Raw genomic sequence first — 19,324 nt, 5'->3', positions numbered from 1 at the left:
CCTCACGTGCGTCCGGTCAGTTCAGGATGTGGTCGAGGTACCAGATCCCGAACCCGGTCCACGCCACGGCGAACACGACCGCGCCCGCCTTCGTCTGGACGCGGAACCAGCGGCGGGTCGCCGCCGAGAATGTGGCCTCCTGCCGGGCCGTGCGCAGCGCGTAAGTCTCCACCGCCGCGCCCGCCAGGATCAGGCCGCCCCAGACCGCGTCGCCGGTGTTCACCGGCCCGCCGCCTGCCACAGCGCCATCCCGAGCCCGGCCACACCGCACACCGCCGCGATCGACGGCAGCGGCCACCGGCCCCGTTCCAGCGTGTCGAGACGCCGCTCGTGGTCGTCGAGTGTCTTGTCGACCTGTCCGCCCCGCTGCACCAACAGGGCGAGCTGCCCCCGCTGCTCAGTGAACCCCACCTCCACCGATCGTCGGATCTCTGCCAGTTCGAGCGCCACCGTGGTCTGCTCGGGAGGCGTCACTCACGCACCGCCTCGGCCTGCCCCCCGTCGGTCCGCAGCCACGACGGCAGCAGTTCCTGCACGGACGGCAGGGCCATGACCCGGGCGAAGCCGCCCGCGACCGCGAGCGCCCCGGCCACCCACGGCAGGGACTCCGGCACCCCCGACGCGGCCACGATCCCCGGCAGCGCCACCGCCGTACCCACCGCCGTCTGCAGCACCGTGCGCGCGGTCCTCTTCGTCTCGTCCGTCGGCATGATCAGACCTCCTGGTTTCCGTCGGTGACCTCGACCGACACCTTCACCACCGCGTCCGCGATGGCCTTCTCGACCGCGGCCACAACCGTGGCCGTGTCGACGCCTGCGCCCGCCATCGCGGCGAGCTTCTCGATAGCCGCGGCCTGCGCCCGGACGGTCGCGTTGGCCTGAGCGGCGTCGGCCCCCGTCCACCAGGCCAGCTCCTTGAACTTCAGGTACTGCGTGCCCTGCGTGCGGGGATCGTCGATCTGGTACTCCATGACCGCCGCAGCGATCTCAGCCGCACTCGGCATGTCGTCCTCCGGGGGGGTGTTGGTGACGGGCTTCGCCGGCGCCGGGGCGCCGGGGTTCCAGCTCGCCGGGTGCCTGAGCCGCTCCGCCACGTCGCGGCGGAACTGGTCCATGGGAATCCGGGGGTCCACGGGCTTCCTGCGGGTGGCCTCCTTGTGGGCCCACACGCTGTTCGCGCCCCAGCCGTGGAACCGGCAGCGCGCGGCCTGCACACGCACAGCCACGTCGTACTGGACGGCAGGCCACGACCGGCCCTCGGCCCCGGAGTTCTCGACCTCCAGGCCGTAGGACACGGCGTTGCCGTCCAGGGGCTCGGCGGAGTCCGGGTAGGGGTGGGTGCTGCTCTCGTTCAGGACGGCGTTGTACGCGTTCCGGGCGACGGTCCCGGCGTGGTTCGCGCGGCCGTTGCCGACGAGGTAGAGACGCCCGGAGCGGGCGAGGAAGTCGTGGCAGAGCGGGCCGGGCAGGGCCGCGGTGCCGTTGAAGACCAGGCTCGGAAGCCCGGGGCCTTCACCTGCGGTGTGGTGCACCATCGTGGCGTGCACCGGGCCCCAGGCGCCCTTGTGGTTCCGGTTGTGGGTGCGCCAGCCCGGCATCTCCACGATGTCCGTGACGCCCTCCGCGCGCAGGGCCTTCAGCCACTGGTCCGCGGTCATCGGTGTAGCCATGCGGGCCCCTCCTACAGGGTGACGGTCGTGGTGTCGGTGCGGACCAGCGCGGTGCGCACGAGCGGGTCCTCGCCCTGCAGCAGTTCGCGCAACTTGGCCAGCAGCAGGTCCGTGGTCCAGCCCTCCAGCGGGCCGCCGGCGCCTTCCTCGATCCGCATCGTCATGACGATGCCGGTCTCCGCGGGGCCCTGGGCTTGGAGTTTGTAGTAGGGGGTGAGGAGTTCAGCCATGACAGCCTCCTAGGCCAGTCGTCGGACGTGCAGGGATGATCCGGCGCCGAGCCGGGTGAACGAGGCGCTGGAGGTGGCTTGGGCCCACTGGACGGCGAGGGTTCCGGCGCTGGATGTGGTGACGACGGCCTCCTCGATCCCGGCGCAGAGCAGGGTGTTGTCGTCGCGGGTGCCGTAGGTGCAGGCCGTCGTGAAGTTGTGGACGCCGTAGCGGCCTTGGCCGCCGCTGGAGGTGATGGAGAGGATGGCGCCCTGGTCCGGGCCGATCACCGACCGGGTGCCGGACGCTCCGGAGGGCACGGTCCACACGGTCTTGAACCTGGCGGCGTTGAGTGCGGCGAAGTGGAGGTAGAAGATCACGTGATAGGTGGCGTTCGCTGCGAGTGTCGTCGTCAGGTCCGGGTCGTCAACGAACGTGGTCGTCGCCGCGCGGTCGGTGTTGCTCGCCTTCCAGGTGATGTCGGCCTGTAGCGAGGCGAGCAGCCCGGAGGTGATGCGCTGCCCCGCGTACAGCGTGGGATAGGCGGACATGCGTGCCTCCTACAGGGCTTGGACGGTGGGGGTCGCGAGCGCCACCGCGGCGCCCGCGTTCTGGTTCTTGATCGCGCCGTTCGCCGAGCGGGTCACGGTGTACGTCTGCGGGTTGACGACGTCGAGATCGTCGTAGCGGACCTCGGGGTTCGTGTTGGTGTTCGTGCTGGCGGAGATCGACCGGACGCCGATGTACGACGACGTGGAGATCGCCGAATCGGTGGCGGTGACGTGCCAGACGTTCGGCTCCGGAGCGCCCGCCAGATAGGCCTTCGCCCGGAGCGTCGTTCCCGACGCCTGGAACCGCACTCGCACCCACGTGCCGGGCGCGTAGGCCCGCTCGATGGTCGCGGATCCGAGGCTGGTCTCCACCCCGCCCACCATCCGGATGATGGCCAGCGTGAGGGTATTCGTCGTCGAGAACGCGACCCGGCAGTGGTACAGGTTCGACGAGTCGATGTACCGACCGGTCGGCCCCCCGAAGATCGATCCGCCCGTTGCGGTCGCGCTGGTCGTGAGACTGGCGTAGTAGTCGAAGTCCGGGTACGGGCAGTCCACGAACGTGCGGCGCGACGAGTTGGCGACGGACAGCCGGTGCGCACCGTACCCGCCTGTCACGTTGTAGTCCGCCGCGGTGCCGCCGCCGGTCTGCCAGGTCTGCCCCGACTCGGCCAGGTCCCACGTCGAGGACGCCGTCCGACCGAACGTGTCGTACAACCACGACGACCGGGCCCGGGTCCCCCGCACCGCCCACGCGTACAGCACGTCCGACGCCGCCGGTGTCGCACCGATCCGGGCCCGCACTCGCATCCGCGACACGCCTGCCGGCGCCGCATACGTGGACTCCAGGTAAGTCCAGGTGCTCGCAGGGACGGTGTACGCCGAGCCTACGGACGTGGAGATGAAGGTGCCCGCGGCGTTGTGCCAGTCGATGGTGGGGCGGACGTCGGACCAGCCGTTCACGGAGAACACCCACATCGACGCGGTGTACGTGGCGCCCGGCGTGACGGTGCCCGCGGCGGTGATCGCGCTGTTCGGTGACCCGGAGGCGCTGACCCCGTCCGGGACGATCCGCATGGACGACCGGGCGCGGGGGTGGGGGCAGACGTAGGTGGTGGACCGGTCGATCACCACGTTCGATGTGCTCCAGCCGGACAAGTCCGTGTCGAAGAACGGGTTGTCGGTGGTCAGGGACCCGGGCGCGGTGACGGTCATGACCTCGCCGGCCACCCGCCAGTCGAACGGGGTGTCCGCCACGTTCGGGGTCCACAGGGGGCCGCTGGTGGTGGTGACGTCCACGTCAGTCTCGGTCGTCGTCAGGGCCTCGGCGAGCTGGGAGCCTGCCGTGTCCTGCCACTGGAACTCCCGGGCGGCGGTGGCCGCCGACGCGTTCCCGGACCAGGCCACATCCCACGGCGTGGCTGGCGTGCAGTTGAAGCTGATCGTCCATTCGAACTGGTCGAGATCCTCGCTGTAGCCCTGGACCATCAGGTCGATGGTGTCCGGGGGCAGCCAGGACGGGGGGTTGGTGATCTGGATGCGGTCGCCGATGTCCACGGCCGCGGCCTGGGCGACCTTGCTGGGGGCGGCGGCGAGCATCATGCGGACGACGGGGTAGCGGGTCTCGTCGACGGTGCCGAGGTGGAGGAGCCATCCGGCCTGGTCGCTGGTCTGCGCGTCCGAGAAGAGGTTGAGGCTGGTGCTGTCGTCGTAGGTGCCGACGCCGTTCGGTGGGGCCTGGATGGACAGGGGCCCTGCGTCGAGGGTGCGGCGCGTGCTGGAGCCGCCTGTGCGCTGCACGGTGCGGTCGTTGCGGACGGACTGGTCGTCGTCGGTCGGTTCCAGCGGCGTGACCAGCCCGTCGCCACCCCGGTAGTTGAGGACCATGGCCGGGGCCTGGTTGTAGAGGCTGACGTGGTCCCGGAACCGGAACACGGGGTAGGCGTCCCTGCTCTCGAAGAGCACGCCCTGATCGACAGCCTCGCACTCCCGCATCACATCCAGCAGCGTCGCCTGCCCCTGCACGCCCATCCGCTCCTCCGAGACAGACGCCGGGTAGCAGTAGGCCTTCTCCTCCGCGCCGAGCCGCCACACGCGGGCCGTCGTGGTCTCCCCGTTCCAGCCGACCATCGCGCCAGCCGTACCCGCATACGCGGTCGTCGCCGACGCCACGACCAGGTGCCCGAGCGCGGTCCCGTTCAGCAGACCGTCCTGCCCGATCTCCATCTCCGTCGCCGCGCCGAACGTCTGGCCGAGGATCGTGCCGGACGACGAGGTGGCTGACACGGACGTGTCCGCCATCGTGAACGAGGCCAGGTTCCAGTCGATGTTGGCGCCGTTCTGTACGAGCTCCAGCTGCAGCATCCGGGGCACGCCGTTGATGCCGAAGACGAAGAACCCGGTGCCGAGGATCTGTACGCCGTCCGCGTCGTGGACCCGCAGTTCGAGGTTCCCGGACGTGTTGATGAAGACACGCCACGTCCTGGCGGAACCCGTGGCCGTGAACCCGAACAGCTCGTCCGTACCGGACACGCCACCCGCCGGGACCTGCACGAACACGCGGACCGACACCGCGCCCGACGCCGTGTACGCAGGCACCCGCGCCCGCATCGCCCCCCACGTCACCGTCGGCAGCGGAGCCGACGCCGCCCACCCCGAGAACGCAGCCGGCTGCACCCCGCCCGCCGTGGACAGAGTGAGAGGCGGCTGCCCGTCGAGAGCCGACGCGAACCTCGTGGCCGCCTCGTCGTCCTCCATGGGCCAGTAGGCGACGATCGCCGTGCGGGCCGGGTTGGTGAACTCGCGGTACATCGGGGAGCGGACGGGGCTGACACCCTGCGACATGCGGCGGGAGATCCCAGACGCCTCGACGTTGACGACGACGTCCTGCTTCGTCTGCCAGCGGACCGGCCACGACGTGACCTCACCCACGAACCTCGTCTGCCTGTTCGTGATCGACGTGTTCCCGTTGAGTGTCCACGTGCGGCCCGCCGAGTCGACGAACGACGTCGCGCCGATCGCCTGCTGGTTGAACCGCGGCTGGGCGACGACAGTGCCCCAGGCGCCCGAGCGGATCTCGGCGGCGTGCGCGCGGCCCAGCGGCATGGAGAACCCGATCGGCGTCGCGTTGCCGATCCGAACCCCGGCCGTACTGTTGAAGATGCTGGTCACGCCACTGCCAGTGACGGGGTCGCCGAGCTGGGTCCACGGCGCGTCGAGGTGGGCGGCCGTGTAGAAACGCACCGTCCAGCCGCCGCTGCCGTTGTCGACGTCGAGCCAGGCCCGGATCGCCAGACGCCCGGAGCCGGGGATGACGGGTGGGATCGTCGAGGAGGCGCCGATCGTGTTGGTGCCGTCGGCCGACCACTCGAAGTAGAGCCGCCCGCCCCGGCCCCCGAGGAACCAGGACCGCTGCCCGGCCTGGCCGAACTTGCCCATCATCTCCGTGGTGGCCGGGCTGTCGGTGGCCGGCGGCAGCCAGTTCGCCAGCGTCAGGTCCGCCCGGACGTCGATGTCCCCCGTGATGTCGAGGGCCGCCGTGTCGGGGGTTTCGGCGTAGTCGAGGGTACTGATGCTGGGCAGGTCGAGGTACGCCTCCCCCGCCATGACCGATACCCGGCAGGGCGTGTTCCGTCCGATCTGCCCGAAGTACGGGCCGGTCGGGTTCTTCGGCGTGTACCGGCCGTCCGAGTTGTCCAGGGTGAACAGGCAGCGGGCCGTGTCCGTCTGGGAGCCCTCGTCCCGCCGCCCGCGCGTGATGCGAATCCGGTCCTGGTAGCGGACGTCCGAGGAGACGTCCGTCCACGTCGTGCCGTTGAAGCCCAGCTCTACCTTGATCGGGAACGTTGCCATCTAGTCCACCGTCCCGAAAGTCGCCTTCAACCCACCCAAGCCGCGGACCTCGCGGCGTGCGGTGTCCACCCACAGCTGGCCGAACTCCCGGCCACCGATCGCCACGTTGAGCACCATCGGCTGGCTGCTCGCCGGCGCGCTCGCCGTCGGCCGGTACTGCCGGCCTCCGCCCTGCGGCCGGTTCAGCATCGAAGCCCAGTGGTCCCGGACCATGCGGCGGGAGTCCGGCGCCGACCACACCCGCGCGCCAGCGGGGAGGTCCAGGAGCTCGGGCCCGTGCTCGCCCACCCACGTCAGGTTCGAGCGGATCCCGCCCGACGCGGCGCCGATGATGCCGCCCGACGCCTTGTAGCCGTAGCCCTTCTCGATGGCCTTCTCCATCGCCGCCGCGAGCTTGTCCATCGACCCGCTGAGCTTGGACGTGGTGGTCTGCCACGCCTTCACCAGCGCCTCCTGCCCCTTGATCTGCGAGGCGTACACCGCGTCCGCCGTCGTCTTCCCGGCCGCCGCCGCCGCGCCGACGACCTGCGACTGCAGACCGTTCAGCGACTTGATCTCCGAGCCCGACGCGTTCAGCAGCGCGCCCGCCGTCTCCAGCCCGCCGCCGTCGATGCCGGCCTGACCGATCTGCTCGATGAGCGCGCCGGACAAGCCCTTCTTCTTCAGGTCCGCGAGGGCCTTCGAGAAGGCGGTCGCCTTGTCCCTCGACGCGGTGAGGCCGCCCATGATGGACGCCACGGTGACCGGCCCGTCGGACCGGTTCTTCGTGATGTTCGCCGAGTTGAGGACGCCACTCTTGATGCTCTCGCTGAGCTGCGAGGACGCCTGCCGCAGGTCGTCGAGCCGATCCTTCGACTTCTCCAGCGAGGCGTTCGCCTTGCCGAGCTGCTGCTGGTAGGTGAACAGCTTCTTCCCGGTGGCGTCGAGCTGCCGCAGCAGGTTCGATTCGGTCTTGCCGTGCGTCGCCTTCTGGATGGAGGAACGCCACTCGTTCAGCGTCCCCACCAGCGCCGACACGGACTGCGGCTTGCCGAGTTCGTTACGGATCTCCGAGTTCCGCCAGCCCGACATGTACCCGAAGTGCGACAGGGTGAGATCGCCGAGCGCCGCCCGCCGGGCCTCCCTCTCCGACTTGGAGACTGACCCGCCCTTGGCGTACCGGCCGAGCTTGTCCTTGTTGATGGCCTCCAGCAGCGGCAGGTACTTCTTTGTCGACTTGGCGTTGACCACGAACTCGGTGTCCGACACCGCGCCGACGGCGCCGCTCGCGAACAGCGCGAGGATGGAGTCGCTGGTGCCGGTACCGGGCCCGCTGAGCAGCCCGTTCGGCGCCATCTGCACGTCGCCGCCCTCCGCGTACCCCCGGACCTTGCCGCCCAGCGCGTAGTCGCGGTGCGCCGGGGCGACCTTGTTGGGCGTGCCCTGGGTGGTGAAGACGGTCTGCCGGACGGTGGTGACGGTGGTGCGAGCGGTCTTGCCGTCGATCGCGTTCAGCGCGGCGTTGACGGCGCCGATGTTGCCGAGAGCCGACCCATTCGCCGTGTACACGGCGGTCCGGCCATCGGGTAGCCGTTTCGTCTTCAGCCCCACTGCTTCCAGGGCTGCGATGGCCGCGCCGTTCAGTGTGGAGACGTGCACCTGGTGCGCGTTCGGGGTCGCGTCGATCGCGGCCTGGACCTCGCCCAGACCGCGGATGGCCTCTTCGCGCTCCAGCTTGACCATGGTCTTGATCTCGCCGGGAGCGCCCAGCAGCGTGTTGACGTACTCGGTGGCCTTCTGCCGGTTCCCGTCGAATGCGTCGACGGCCAGTTTCATCATCGACTCGCGGAGCTGGTCGCTCTTCTGCTGCATCGACCCGAGGGACTCGCCGGCCGCCAGCCCAGCCGCCAGCATCTCGTCCTGGGCTTTCGCCGCCTGCGACATGGCCTGACCGTTGGCGCGGCCGGCTTCCGTGTTCAAGTCCAGCGTGGCGCCGTTCTTCGCGAACGCCTCGCTGAGGCCGTCGAGGGCTGCTTCGAATCCGATCTGCGCGTCGTAGGCGCTGCGGTTGGCGTCGTTCAGGGCGAGGATGCTCTGCCTCAGCCCATCGGCCGCCTGCTGCTGCGCGGAGAGCTTGGCCTGCGTGTCCATCGCGGCCTGACCGAAGACGCCCATGCTGTCGGCCGTGGCGTCCTGCTCGAACGCCAGGTCGGCGAGCGCGGAGTCGTAACCCTCCAGCCCCTCGCGGAACTTCTTCGCGTTCTCCGGGTCCAGTCCCGCCAGCACCTGCTTGAGGGCGGCGCCGGCGAGTTCGGCGTTCCCGTTCCTGACCAGGTTGGTCAGGGCCTCGTCGGTCGCGTCGACCTTCTTCGTGAAGTCCTCGGTCGCGTCACCGCCGTCGAGGATTCCGTTGCTCCACTTGGCGCCCCAGTTGTTGACGGACTCCACCACGGAGGGGTCGACGACCTTGCCAATCACGTCGTTCAGCTTGGAGAAGTCCTCGCCGAACGCCTTCGCGAGCTCGCCGGTGGCCTTCCCGGTACGCCCGAGTTGGCCGAGACTGGTCGTCAGACGGTCGACGTTGGGCGGGGCCTCTTCCCCGAGCGACGACAGCTTGTCGATCGCGACCGCCGCGAGCCCGATACCAGCGACGATCACGCTGGCCTTCGCGACCTTCGACAGCGACCCGAACGCCGCCGCCAGACCAGCCATGCCGCCGCCCGCCGCCGCGGATGTGGCACTCAGCGCCAGGATCGCCGTCCGGATCTTGGTGATCCCGCCCGCCGCAGCCGCGGCCCCCGCGCCGGCCAGGGTGACCAGCTTCAGGCCGACGGCGGTCTGCATCAGCACGGTGACCAGCTCGGGCGGCAGGGCCGTCACGAGCTTCGCCGCGGCGTTGACCAACGTCAGCATGCCCGGCCCGGCGTCCGCCGCAGCCTCAACCAGAGTGGACACCGCGTCGCCGACGCTGGACAGCGTCTCCTTTAGCGCTGGCCCGTTCCGCTCGGCGTACTCCATGAACGAGGCGAGCGCCCCGTCCCCGCCGCCACCCTCCGAGAGGACCCGGGCGAAGTGGATGACACCGTCCACGGCCGCCTGCAGCGACTCGTTCGCGAAGCGGGAGAACTTGTCCGCCAGCGCGTCGAACCCGGGGGACATGACCATGCCGCCGGCCACGTCGACGAGCCGCTCCAACTGGGTGGATGATCCCTGCACCATCGGCGTCAGCTTCGGGATCATCTGCCCGAGGACGACGAACGACTTCTCGACCGGCGCCATGGTGAACTTCGCCGTCGAGTCCGACCAGTCCTGCCACGTGCCCTTCAGTGTCTGCAGCTGCACCGCGGCGCGGGCGGTCGCCTCGGGCATCGAGGACATCGTCGCGGCGAGGTTCCGCTGCGCCTCGGCGGCCTGCTTCGATCCGCTGCCGTACTTACCGACGGCGGCCGTGTACGCCTCCTGCGCCTTCGCGGCGTCGTCGAGGTGCGCTTTCTGCCCGGCCACCGCCGCACCGAAGGCAGCCACCGCCACGCTGGCCGCCCCGGCCTTCAGGGCGACCGGAGCGAGAGCAGAGGCCAGCGGCACCGCAGCCGCGGCGAGGGGGATGATCGAGCCGCGGACACCGCCGATGGCACCGGAGAGCCGACCCATCGAGGCGGTCATGATGGAGCCCTCGGACACGAACCGGCCGCGCATGTCGCGCAGGCGGCCGTCGACGTCACGGAACGCGCGGACTGCGTCACCCGAGTCGGCCCGGATGGTGATCGTTACGTCGTCTCCGGCCATGCGTCGTCACCTCCTTCGTCGGGGTTCGTGCCGAGGGCTTCGATGTGGAGCAGGCGCAGGAGCCGCACGTCCTCCTGCAGCAGGGTGGAGAGGGTGTAGCCCGGGAACTTCCGGAGGATCCGGAGGAGCCACCGGGCTTCGATCAGCTCGCCTGGTTCTCCGACAGTGGTGCCATCGGAATTGCGGGCGCCGGGGAGGGTTCGCCAGAGGTGGAGCTCTCGGGCAAAGGGTCGCTGTCGGGCACCCCCATCAGCGACGTGACGTACTGGTTGTTCAGCGCGCGGATCAGCTTCTGATCCGCCAGCTGCATGGCCTCGGGGGTGGGCGGCAGGGGTTGGCCGTCGATGGTGAGGTTCCAGGACACGAGCGACTTGAAGAACCGCTCCATGGTCTTCGCGGTGTCTTCGCCCTCGCCGCCGTCCATGCCGGTGGCCTGCATGTACTCGCCGATGCTCATGCCGCGCAGGCGTGCCTCGGCGCCGTGGTACTTGTGGCCCGGCTGGAACCGGACGGTCACCGGCGCGGGCGTTGCGTCGAAGGTCATCATCAGCTCCAGGTGGGGACGGTGCCGTCGGCGAGGGAGAACGGCGCGGACCAGGTGAACTCACCGCTGGCCGCGCGGGTGAGGGCGTAGTCGGTGATCAGGCATTCGTTCGCGAGGGTCTGCCCGGAGACGCCGATGCTGATCGTCCGGTTGACCGAGGTCGACGACACCGTCTTCAGCACGCTGTGGCTGGCGTTCGCGGCGTCGTTGAAGACCCCGTTGGCGGTGCCGCTGAAGTCGGCGAGGAGCAGCAGCCTTTCGATGGCGCTCTTGTCCAGGCCGGTGACGTCCTGCACGCCCCTCGGCATGGACCAGTCCACGTTGGTGCAGTCGTTGCGGATGTCCCGCGCGGTGCCGGCGGAGTCGTCCACGCTGAACGTGGTCCAGCCGAGGCCCGTTTCCTTCGCCATGGTGGTGTCCCTTCTGTGATGGTCGGGGGTCAGCCCCGGCGGCGGTCCTCGTTGAACCGGCCGAACTCTTCCTGCATGTGCTCCACCCAGTCGGCTGCTCGCGTGTGCACGCGCTGCCTGCCGGTGGGGTTACCGCGGGAGTCCCCGTCGCGGACGAGGTACAGCTCCGGGCGGGTCTGATGCTCGGCGAAGCACCTCTGGCCGGACTCGAACCGGAAGACGGTCAGCCCGGCGGCGGTCTTCATCTCGCGGAACGTGCGGCCCGACTGCGTGCGGATGTACGCGGCCTGCTGCGCGCCGAGGTCGGTGCGCTCGTCGACGGTGGAGTCCCAGCCCTGCCGCCACGCCGCGCACCCGACGCGCTCGCACACGGTGCGCACGGCCTGGTCGGGGCGGGAGCGGACGCTGAACGTCTGGTATGCCTGCACGGGGCCGGCGGCTGGGAGACGGAACGGTTCGGTCATCGTGGTCTCCTCAGAAGGTGGTCAGGACGTCGGGGCGGGCTACGGCCACCAGGAACCGCAGGTTGGTGAAAGTGCCGATCGTGGCCACGCGCAGGTACCGCTCGACGGTCTGGGTCCGCGCGGTCTGGATGCGCTCCGCCGTCGGCCCGGTCGTCACCGCGGTGAAGCCGCCGCCGACCACGTCCGTCCAGGTGTCGGCCGCACCGTTGTCCGAGGACTCCTGCAGCTTGATCGTGGCGCTGGTCCCGGTGAACGCGGTCACCTGGAGGTACGCCTGCAGACCGAAGGCCAGCGGGCCGGTGCCGAGGTCGAGGCTGGCGCCGTTCGTCGCGGTCGTGTCCGTGCGCACGCCGGCCGTCGCGAGGGTCGCCCACTCCAGGCCGTAGCCGTTGGCCTGCGCCGACACCGAGATGGTGAGCGCGCCGTCGGCGCCCCTGCTGGGGTCGTAGCCGATCTGTTTGCCGACCATGCAGGCGGCGGCCGAGCCGATCGACCGGCCGGTGATCCACATCAGGTGCCGGTCGGTGGTGGGGATTGTGGACAGGACCGCGTGCGCGTGGTCGGTGGTGGTGCCGGGGACGTCCGACGCTTTCTCGGGGTTGAAGAAGCTGGTCCAGGACAGGCGGCCGTCGCGCAGCAGGCCCTTCCGCTCGTAGGCACTCTTGTCGATGCCGGTCACGTCCTGCGTGCCCGTCAGCCCGCCGCCGATCTCGTTGCCCGCGCCGGTGTCCCCGGACAGGTCGTAGCCGCCCAGGTAGAACCCCTGCGCGAGCCCGCTCTGCTTGGCCACCTAAGCCACCTCGTTCCATGCGTCGTTGATGATCAGCGGGATGGTGAGCGTGGCCACCCGGTACGTCGTCGAGCCCAGCCGCGCGTACCCGAACTGCGCGCCCAGCGGCGCCCCGTGCATCCCGAGCAGGTCGACGGCCGCAACGCTTCCGCTCAGTTCGAAGTCGCCGCAGTACGCGCCCATCAGCGCGGACACCGCGCCCGTCACGGCGATATCGACGTCGCCCTGCGGCTCGGTGTCCGCTGGCATGAAGACCCTGCCCGACAGCTCCAGACGGGCGGAGACAGTGTTCAGACCGGACCGGGCCGGGATGGAGGTGACGCGGTTGACCCACAGGGCGTAGGTCAGTCCGGAGCCCGGTGCGGACACAGGCTCGTGGTCGAGCACGTCTCCGAACAGGCCAAGGGCCTGGGCGTGGGACATCGCTGCCGCGCGGTAGGTGACGAGATCCAGAGGCACGGCGATCACATCCGTCCCGTGTAGCGGCGGAGCAGCCGCTCGCCGATGCCGCGCTTCCGGGCGTTGAGCTTGTCCCTGGTCACGGGCCAGTGGTCGTAGCCCTTGAACTTCGTGGCCGGGTAGTTCCTGCTGCCGACGCCCGCGAGCCACGGGCCGTAGACGACTCGGTTGTCCCAGATCGTCGTGCCGTCGATGACGTCGATGCGGGTCGTGTAGTACGGCGTCTGCGTCTGGAGGACGCGGTCGAGTTCGTCGAGGAGGATTCCGCGGCCGGTGTCGGCGAGGTCCCTCTCCAGGTGGTCGACGTAGGAGTTGAGGGCGCGGCGGGCGCGGCCGTCGAACATGGGGCCGTCGGCACGGGTGGAGACGTTGAAGCGCATGGTCACACCCCCCGCATCCGTGCGTGACGGCCGTGGGAGGCGTACACGCGGTCCCGGAGTTCGCGGAGTCCGCGGCCGGTGACCTCGCGTTGGTACTCCCCCGCGCCCGCCGTCCGCGCGTAACCGGCGCGGCCCTGCAGCAGATCGTTCAGGGCCTCGGCCACGACGAACTGCCGGACCGGGCCCGGCGGGACGAACAGGTGGACCGGCGCGCCCAGGGCGTGCGTGGCTGCGGTGGTGCCGAGCGCGGCTCGCTGCGCGGTCAGGGTCCGCGGCGCGTAGATCGTGGTCCCGGCCGGGTGGGCGGCGATCGTCGACCCGTCCCACGCCCGCGTCACCACCAGCGTGTTGCCGGCGACGTCGTCGATCCGCATCCGCTCGCCGTCGACGAGGACCACCTCGCCAGCCGCGAAGGCGGCACCGTCTTGCACGGTGAGGGTCACGTTGTTGTTGATCGCGGTCAGTCCGGCGCCGCCGACGGTCTGTCCGGTGTCGAGCTGCGTCCGGCCGGTGACGAGGAGCCGCTCACTGTCGACCCTCAGCACGCTGCCGACGCCGACGGCCGCCGACGCCTCGGCGTCCACGTCGACGCTGGTCTCGGTGTCGTCCAGGGCCTCGGCCAGCACGCCGGCCGGGGTCTCGTCGTTGCGGTAGCCCCAGAGTCCGGTGATGGCGATGTCCCGCTGGTGGGTGTCGCCGCCACCGTAGGTGGCGTTGCTCCCGAGGTTGATCTCGATCCGATTGAACGGAGGGCCCGACCGGTTCGGTTCGAGGAGGACGTCGGCCGGGTCGATCGTCACACCGCCGCTGACGAGGGAGGTGAGGGAGATCAGCTCAGAGTCGTCCAGCCACAGCCGCCACGACGGCCGGTACTGGGAGTCCGGCCAGTCGAAGAAGCGGGTGTCCTGCTCCGGGTAGAACTTCCGGTGGCACAGGGCCTCGACGGCGCGGGATGCGTCGTCCAGGGCGCGGTCGATCCGCGCGTTGGAGCGGGCGGTTTCCCGCACGTCCAACTCCGTCTTGATCTCCTCGCGGGTGGCGTACACCGGCTGCATCTCTCTCACCTCCTCTCGTGTGCTGGTTGGGTCGGGTCAGGCGTCAGCGGAGCCGGTCTCCGACGTACCCGCCTCCCGGTCGCCACCCGTCCCACGGGCAGTAGAGGTCGCCGTCCGGGCCCGCTTCGAGCGGCTCCCCGTCGTTCGGGCAGGCGACGGGGTCTCGGTCTCGCTCTTCTCGGGCGAGGTCGACGGCTTCTCGGACGATGTCGAGGAGCTGCTCCCAGGCCACGGCTCCTCCTTGGCAGCGGCGTTCGTGGCGCCGCCGTGAACGGTGATCTTCGGCACTGCTGCTCCCTGCTCGACGTACTCGGACTCGCCGCACTGCGGGCACCGGGCCGCACCGACCGCGTAGGCGGTGGTGCAGCCGGTGCACACCCACAGCGCCACGATCAGGCGCCCGTGGCCGGGAGGTTCGCGGGGGCCCGGCCGGCCATCAGGTCGCGGGTGATCGCGTTGACGGTGCCGTTGCCGGTGGAGGTGATCTTCACGTACTTGTAGCCGTCGGACAGCGAGGTGCCCTCGACCTCGACCACGGCAGCGTTCTGCGTGGCCGACGCCGCGGTGACGACGGTCGCGGCTGCGGCCTGGGTGCGTCGGGTCCACGTGTCCGAGCCGTTGCCGGTGGACGTGTGGTACTCGGTGACGACCGCGAGGTTCTGCGCACCGGTGCCCGAGGCGTCGCGTGCCTCCTGCAGCGTGTAGGTGTCGCCGACCCCGCCCGCAAGGTAGCAGGCGAACGTGACGCCCGCGGCGCCCTTGAGGGCGATCCACACGCCGTCCGCGGCGGGGGTGGTGTTGAAGATCCTGCCAAGTGCCTTCTGAGACATCGGGCTTCCTTTCGTCTGAGGTTCGGGTCCGGGGCGACACTGCCGGCCCGGTGCAAGCCGCCGCCGGGGTGTGAATGCCGGCGGCGGCCGGGGGTGCTGCCGCTTAGGCGGCGAGCTCGATGAACGGGGACAGCGTGTTGGCGCTGCCGTTCGCGGGGGTGATGGCGGACTGCAGCCACGGGCGGCCGTCCACGCGCTGGATGATGCGGAAGGTGGTCTTGTCCGCGCCGAACTGGTAATCCGTCGAGGAGTCGGCGGTCATGGTCTGCCGGTCACCGACGAGGTAGTACGACAGGTCGCTGAACGCGATGTCGCCGCGGGCGCCGAGGGTGCCCGCCTTCTCGGTGATGATGAGCGGCCGTCCGAAGATGGTCATCGGGTGCGCGGCGGCGGCGTTGACGACGAACACGCTGTTGCCGCCGGTGCCGACGTCGAGGGCCATGGTGAGGAGCTCGGGCAGGGCGTCCGGGGAGCAGGTCCACACGGCGCGCGGCAGGGAGCTGGGGAGCATGCGGGAGTACATCTTGACGATGTCCGCGTACTTGATCTTGTTGGCGGTGGTGCGGGCCACCGGGACCGCCGACGGGTTCCCGGCGCCGCGGAAGCCGAGCGGCTCGCCTACACCGGAACCAGCCATGAAGCTGTTGTCCTCGGAGAAGGCGAGGGCCTGCGGCCACAGCCGCTCCAGCAGCGCCGCGAACGAGGTGATGGAGTCCTGCAGCAGCTCGTTCGGGACCGCGCTGAGGCCGGTCAGCTTCTTCGCGTCCAGGGTGACCCTGCCGAACTTCGGCGAGGCGTCGTTGAGGGGCGCGCCCTCCTCACCCCAGTAGGCGACCATGCCGCCGAACACAGACCCGGCGTTCGTCGTGGAGTCGATCATCGGGAACGGAACCCGGGCCGACTCCATCGGGACGACGGTGGCGAGCGGCCGGACCACCGACATCTCCAGCGCGATCTCCATCAGGTTGGAGCGCAGCGTCTCCGGGACGAGGAACCCACCGTCGGCCGGCGACACGGACGACGCCGCGTTCCGGAGGGCGGACAGCTTCTCGGCGTTGGCCTGGGGGTTCTTGTGCCAGATGTTCTGGACGTAGTCGATGCCCGACGCGAAGTGCTGGTCGAGCTGCGCGCCGGGGGCCGCCGCGTTGTGGGCGGTGCCCTGCCGGTGCGAGGTCAGCATGTTGGCGCGGGAGCCGCGCCCGTTATGCGGGTTCAGGTCGAGACGCTTGATCGCGTCCCCGGCCTGCCGGTCCTTGATCTCGGCGCCGTTGGAGCGGAGGAAGTCAGCGAGGCCCTTCTGCACGCCCTCGTCGACGAGGCGCTGCACGTCGGTGCCGTCGCCCTGCTGCTTCTCGGCGTAGGCCGTGATGAAGTTCTTCAGGTCGTCGGGGGACGCAACAACGTCCTTGGCCTTGGCCGGGTCCGCGAGCATCTCCGCCAGTTCGTCGGCGTTGCGCGGGATGGTGGGAGTAGCCACTGGTGCCTCCTTCAGGCTTCCGTCGCCGCGCTGGACGACGCCGTGGTGGTGAGGGTGGAGACCAGCACCGACCACGCGTCGGGCTCGTCCTTGGTGAGGTGAGCGGTCATCGCCGCCCACTGGTCTACGGCGGCGGGCGCCTCCGGTTCCGGCTCGGGCGCCAGCTCCTCGGGGGCGGGTTCGACGGGCGTGGTCTCGGCGACCAGCTCGGCCGGGGCCGCGTCCTCGACGGACGGGGTCACGGCGGCGGCGAGCTGCGCGGCGACCTCGTCGCCGATCAGGGTCCGGATGTCCTCGGTCAGCCCGGCCTCGGCCTTCGGCTGCTCGGAGCGCGGGCCGTGGTAGCCGTAGGCCGCGAGGTCCCAGGCGCGGGCCATGTCCGGCTCCGGGTCCTCGGCCGGCTCGACCGGCGTGCCGGTCTTCGGCACGGACAGGGCTTCGTCGGCGAGGCCGTTGGCGACGGCGTCCTCGGGGAGGTACCAGGTCTCGGCCTGCATGCGGGCCCGCCACTGTTCGCGGGTGCCGCCAGCACGCGCTGCGTAGGCGTCGGCGATGTTGTCGCTGATCAGGTCGAGGAGCTCGCTCATCTCGTCCATGTCGGCGGCGTTGCCCATGCAGACACCGGACGCGTCGTGGATCATCAGCATCGAGTTGGGGGCCATCTCGATGCGGTCCCCGGCCATGGCGATGACGGACGCGATGGACGCGGCGACGCTGTCCACCTGGACCGTCACGCTGGCCGGGTGCGCGCGGAGGGCGTTGGCGATGGCGATGCCCTCGAACACCGACCCGCCCGGCGAGTTGATCCGGACCCGCATCCGCGGCGCCGTGATGCCCTTCAGCTCGGCGATCAGCTCGTCGGCCGTGGAGCCGAACCATCCGCCGATCTCGTCGTACAGCATGACCTCGGCCTCGTCCGGGTCCGCCGCGTTGTTGATCCGGTACCAGGAGCGGGCCTCGATACCCAGCCGGGTCCGCTCGCGGGCGGCGTGCTCCCGCTGTCGGGCCTGGAAGACGCCCGCCTTGCCGGGCAGCGCGATGTTCATGAGCCCTCTCCCTTACGTCCCCGCTTCACCACGCGGCAGCGGCAGTCGTTGCCGTAGGTCACGCCTTCACAGCGGACGTAGCCCTCGCCGCCGGGGTAGTCCTTGTACGCCTCGGCGCGGTTCTTGTACGTGCGTCCCTGCTGTTCGCGGCAGTTGTGGCAGGTGTCGCCGTCGTCGGTGATCTCCACGACCCACCGCTGCGCGGCCTCGATGTCCTCCCCGAGGAGCCCGGCGACCGCGTCCGTCCACGCGTTCGTCGGCACGGGCGTCGCGGCCTCCGGGTTGGCGCCGGGCACGAGGCTCTGCCAGCCCTCGGGGAGTTGGAAGCCGAGCATCGGCAGGATGAGCGGCCCGAGCGACGGAGCGCCACGCACGATCCGGGACAGCAGGTCACGGTCGGCGTCGAACGGCAGATCTGGCAGGCCGACCGCGAGCGCGGCGGCCTGTGCGTCGTACCCGGCGGCGACCAAGGATTGCGCGGCATTCGACCGGGCGGTGAGCTCCTTCGTCTCCTGCTCCGGGTCCGGGGGCACCGGGTTGCAGTAGTCGAACTCCAGGCCCGCGGCGGTGGCGCCGAACATCGGCAGCAGCTCGTGGTTGAGCGCGGCCTTGATGCGCTCCAGGCGCGGGATGGTCTGCTGCTCCGCGAACCAGCTCTTGGCCGCCAGCGCCGAGGCCCGGTTGATGTCCTCGAAGTCACCGATGGCGGTCTTGCTGATGCCGTAGGCCTCGCGGACCCGGTCGGCGGTGGCGCCGCGCAGCTCGACGAACTGCATGTCCTTCTGCGAGATGGTGCGGTCGACCCACTTGCCGTGCTCCAGGATCGCCACCCGGTGGGCGTTGCCGACGCCGCGGTGCTGCTCGTTCCAGCGCTCGCGGAGCTCGTCGAACTGGTCGTCGCTTAGCGCCTGCGGGACCTCGATGATCCCGCCCGGCTGCGCGCTGTTGATGAAGAACGCGCGTGACCATTCGGCGGCGTACCGGCTGGTGTCCAGGTCCGGGAGGATCGACAGCACCGGCGACAGGCCACGGTACGGGTCGAGCGGGTTCGGCCGGCGAAGCTGAATGACCTCGTCGAGGCCGAGGGGGATTTGCTCCCCGTCGGGCGAGGTGTAGATGTAGCCGGCGAGGAAAGTCTCGCGGGACGGCACGGGGGTCATGCGGTCGGGGCGGACCGGCCAGATCTCGAGCGGGATGTTCACGCCGGGACGGCGGGCGATGACCCACCATGCCTCGCCGGTGAGGTCGAAGTGCTGCTGCTGCGCCTCGACGAACTCCTGCCGCGGCATGAACTTGTTCGGGGCGTTCCAAAGGTCGAGGGCGGCGTGGCTGGTGACCTCTTCGCGGTCTTCGTCCCGGCCACTCTTCGCCTTGCGATAGAGCCGCCAGTCGACGAGCGCGGTCGCGTTGCTGGTGCGGTCAACGATCGCGAACAGCGTGCCCACGGCGGTCATCGCGCGCATCTGCGCTTCGGCGCTGCGGTTGCTGCCGAAGACGGCGCGGGCCTGGGCGCGGCCAGTGAACGGGACGGGAGTGGTGGCCGCGGCGGTGCGCGCTGCGTTGGACAGCGCACCGAGGAGGGTTCTGGCCACTCACCCTCCCTCGCTACTTGCCGCCGTAGACCCGCCAGTTCAGGAGCCAGCAGCCGAGACCGGCAGCGACGAGACCAGCGATCAGATGCCACAGCATGGCCGCACCCGACAACAGAATGATCCCTGTCATGTCAAGCAGGACCGGCATGGACTTATTCAATTGCTGCGCCCACCTGCGGAGATGAGTCTTCATGCTGGTCACGTGAGTCCCTCAATCGTCGGCGGCAGGT

21 protein-coding genes are annotated in these 19,324 nt (G+C 70.2%); all 21 read right to left on the bottom strand.

All coding sequences use genetic code 11. The annotated features are described in order from the left end of the window. Positions 1 to 16: 16 nt before the first annotated feature. The 21 genes from IEZ05_RS26005 to IEZ05_RS25905 all read right to left on the bottom strand — a co-directional run bounded on the left by IEZ05_RS26005 (position 17) and on the right by IEZ05_RS25905 (position 19,296). Positions 17 to 223 (bottom strand): hypothetical protein, encoded by a 207-nt coding sequence (locus IEZ05_RS26005; protein WP_189232679.1) that lies wholly within the window; start codon positions 221 to 223, stop codon positions 17 to 19. Continuing rightward, positions 220 to 474: a hypothetical protein gene (locus IEZ05_RS26000; RefSeq protein ID WP_189232678.1), complete on the bottom strand. Its 255-nt coding sequence runs from the start codon at positions 472 to 474 to the stop codon at positions 220 to 222. The genes IEZ05_RS26005 and IEZ05_RS26000 overlap by 4 nt, the downstream gene beginning before the upstream one ends. Then, the gene (locus IEZ05_RS25995; RefSeq protein ID WP_189232677.1) at positions 471 to 710 is read right to left on the bottom strand and encodes a hypothetical protein; all 240 of its coding nucleotides are present in this window, start codon (positions 708 to 710) and stop codon (positions 471 to 473) included. Before IEZ05_RS25995 ends, IEZ05_RS26000 begins: the two co-directional genes overlap by 4 nt. 2 nt (positions 711 to 712) lie before the next feature. Further along, positions 713 to 1,669: a peptidoglycan recognition protein family protein gene (locus IEZ05_RS25990; protein ID WP_189232676.1), complete on the bottom strand. Its 957-nt coding sequence runs from the start codon at positions 1,667 to 1,669 to the stop codon at positions 713 to 715. A gap of 11 nt (positions 1,670 to 1,680) precedes the next feature. After that, positions 1,681 to 1,899, bottom strand: a complete 219-nt coding sequence (locus IEZ05_RS25985) for a hypothetical protein (protein WP_189232675.1) — start codon at positions 1,897 to 1,899, stop codon at positions 1,681 to 1,683. A gap of 9 nt (positions 1,900 to 1,908) precedes the next feature. Beyond that, positions 1,909 to 2,430: a hypothetical protein gene (locus IEZ05_RS25980; protein WP_189232674.1), complete on the bottom strand. Its 522-nt coding sequence runs from the start codon at positions 2,428 to 2,430 to the stop codon at positions 1,909 to 1,911. 9 nt (positions 2,431 to 2,439) lie between these two features. Then, the gene (locus IEZ05_RS25975; RefSeq protein WP_189232673.1) at positions 2,440 to 6,282 is read right to left on the bottom strand and encodes a hypothetical protein; all 3,843 of its coding nucleotides are present in this window, start codon (positions 6,280 to 6,282) and stop codon (positions 2,440 to 2,442) included. After that, positions 6,283 to 10,047 carry a phage tail protein gene (locus IEZ05_RS25970; RefSeq protein WP_189232672.1) on the bottom strand — a complete coding sequence of 1,255 codons (3,765 nt, stop codon included), beginning with the start codon at positions 10,045 to 10,047 and terminating at the stop codon, positions 6,283 to 6,285. 142 nt (positions 10,048 to 10,189) lie between these two features. Beyond that, a complete protein-coding gene (locus tag IEZ05_RS25965) occupies positions 10,190 to 10,594 on the bottom strand; it encodes a hypothetical protein (protein WP_189232671.1) in 405 nt (134 codons plus the stop codon). Next, positions 10,594 to 11,001 (bottom strand): hypothetical protein, encoded by a 408-nt coding sequence (locus tag IEZ05_RS25960; protein ID WP_229869857.1) that lies wholly within the window; start codon positions 10,999 to 11,001, stop codon positions 10,594 to 10,596. The genes IEZ05_RS25965 and IEZ05_RS25960 overlap by 1 nt, the downstream gene beginning before the upstream one ends. A 29-nt stretch (positions 11,002 to 11,030) precedes the next feature. Beyond that, positions 11,031 to 11,465 (bottom strand): hypothetical protein, encoded by a 435-nt coding sequence (locus IEZ05_RS25955; protein WP_189232670.1) that lies wholly within the window; start codon positions 11,463 to 11,465, stop codon positions 11,031 to 11,033. Between the two features lie 10 nt (positions 11,466 to 11,475). Beyond that, complete coding sequence (locus IEZ05_RS25950; RefSeq protein WP_189232669.1) at positions 11,476 to 12,255, bottom strand: hypothetical protein; 780 nt, start codon at positions 12,253 to 12,255, stop codon at positions 11,476 to 11,478. Continuing rightward, positions 12,256 to 12,714 carry a hypothetical protein gene (locus tag IEZ05_RS25945; RefSeq protein ID WP_189232668.1) on the bottom strand — a complete coding sequence of 153 codons (459 nt, stop codon included), beginning with the start codon at positions 12,712 to 12,714 and terminating at the stop codon, positions 12,256 to 12,258. Between the two features lie 5 nt (positions 12,715 to 12,719). After that, on the bottom strand, positions 12,720 to 13,094 hold the full coding sequence (locus IEZ05_RS25940) for a hypothetical protein (protein WP_189232667.1): 375 nt from the start codon (positions 13,092 to 13,094) through the stop codon (positions 12,720 to 12,722). Positions 13,095 to 13,096: 2 nt separating this feature from the next. Continuing rightward, positions 13,097 to 14,149 (bottom strand): hypothetical protein, encoded by a 1,053-nt coding sequence (locus tag IEZ05_RS25935; protein WP_189232666.1) that lies wholly within the window; start codon positions 14,147 to 14,149, stop codon positions 13,097 to 13,099. Positions 14,150 to 14,192: 43 nt separating this feature from the next. Beyond that, positions 14,193 to 14,381, bottom strand: coding sequence for a hypothetical protein (locus IEZ05_RS25930; RefSeq protein ID WP_189232665.1), 189 nt, complete (start codon positions 14,379 to 14,381; stop codon positions 14,193 to 14,195). 160 nt (positions 14,382 to 14,541) lie between these two features. Then, positions 14,542 to 14,979, bottom strand: a complete 438-nt coding sequence (locus tag IEZ05_RS25925) for a hypothetical protein (RefSeq protein WP_189232664.1) — start codon at positions 14,977 to 14,979, stop codon at positions 14,542 to 14,544. 103 nt (positions 14,980 to 15,082) lie between these two features. Next, the gene (locus IEZ05_RS25920) at positions 15,083 to 16,456 is read right to left on the bottom strand and encodes a phage major capsid protein (RefSeq protein ID WP_189232663.1); all 1,374 of its coding nucleotides are present in this window, start codon (positions 16,454 to 16,456) and stop codon (positions 15,083 to 15,085) included. Positions 16,457 to 16,467: 11 nt separating this feature from the next. Further along, positions 16,468 to 17,502 (bottom strand): head maturation protease, ClpP-related, encoded by a 1,035-nt coding sequence (locus tag IEZ05_RS25915; protein WP_189232662.1) that lies wholly within the window; start codon positions 17,500 to 17,502, stop codon positions 16,468 to 16,470. After that, a complete protein-coding gene (locus IEZ05_RS25910; protein WP_189232661.1) occupies positions 17,499 to 19,094 on the bottom strand; it encodes a phage portal protein in 1,596 nt (531 codons plus the stop codon). Before IEZ05_RS25910 ends, IEZ05_RS25915 begins: the two co-directional genes overlap by 4 nt. Positions 19,095 to 19,107: 13 nt before the next feature. Further along, entirely contained in the window at positions 19,108 to 19,296 is a 189-nt protein-coding gene (locus IEZ05_RS25905) for a hypothetical protein (protein ID WP_189232660.1), read from the bottom strand. Positions 19,297 to 19,324 lie beyond the last annotated feature (28 nt).

Origin of the sequence: Streptomyces flaveolus, from assembly GCF_014648815.1 — a bacterium.
Taxonomy (GTDB): Bacteria; Actinomycetota; Actinomycetes; order Streptomycetales; family Streptomycetaceae; genus Streptomyces; species Streptomyces flaveolus.
Note: the sequence above shows the minus strand (reverse complement) of the source record. Positions and strands in the feature narration are given on the sequence as shown.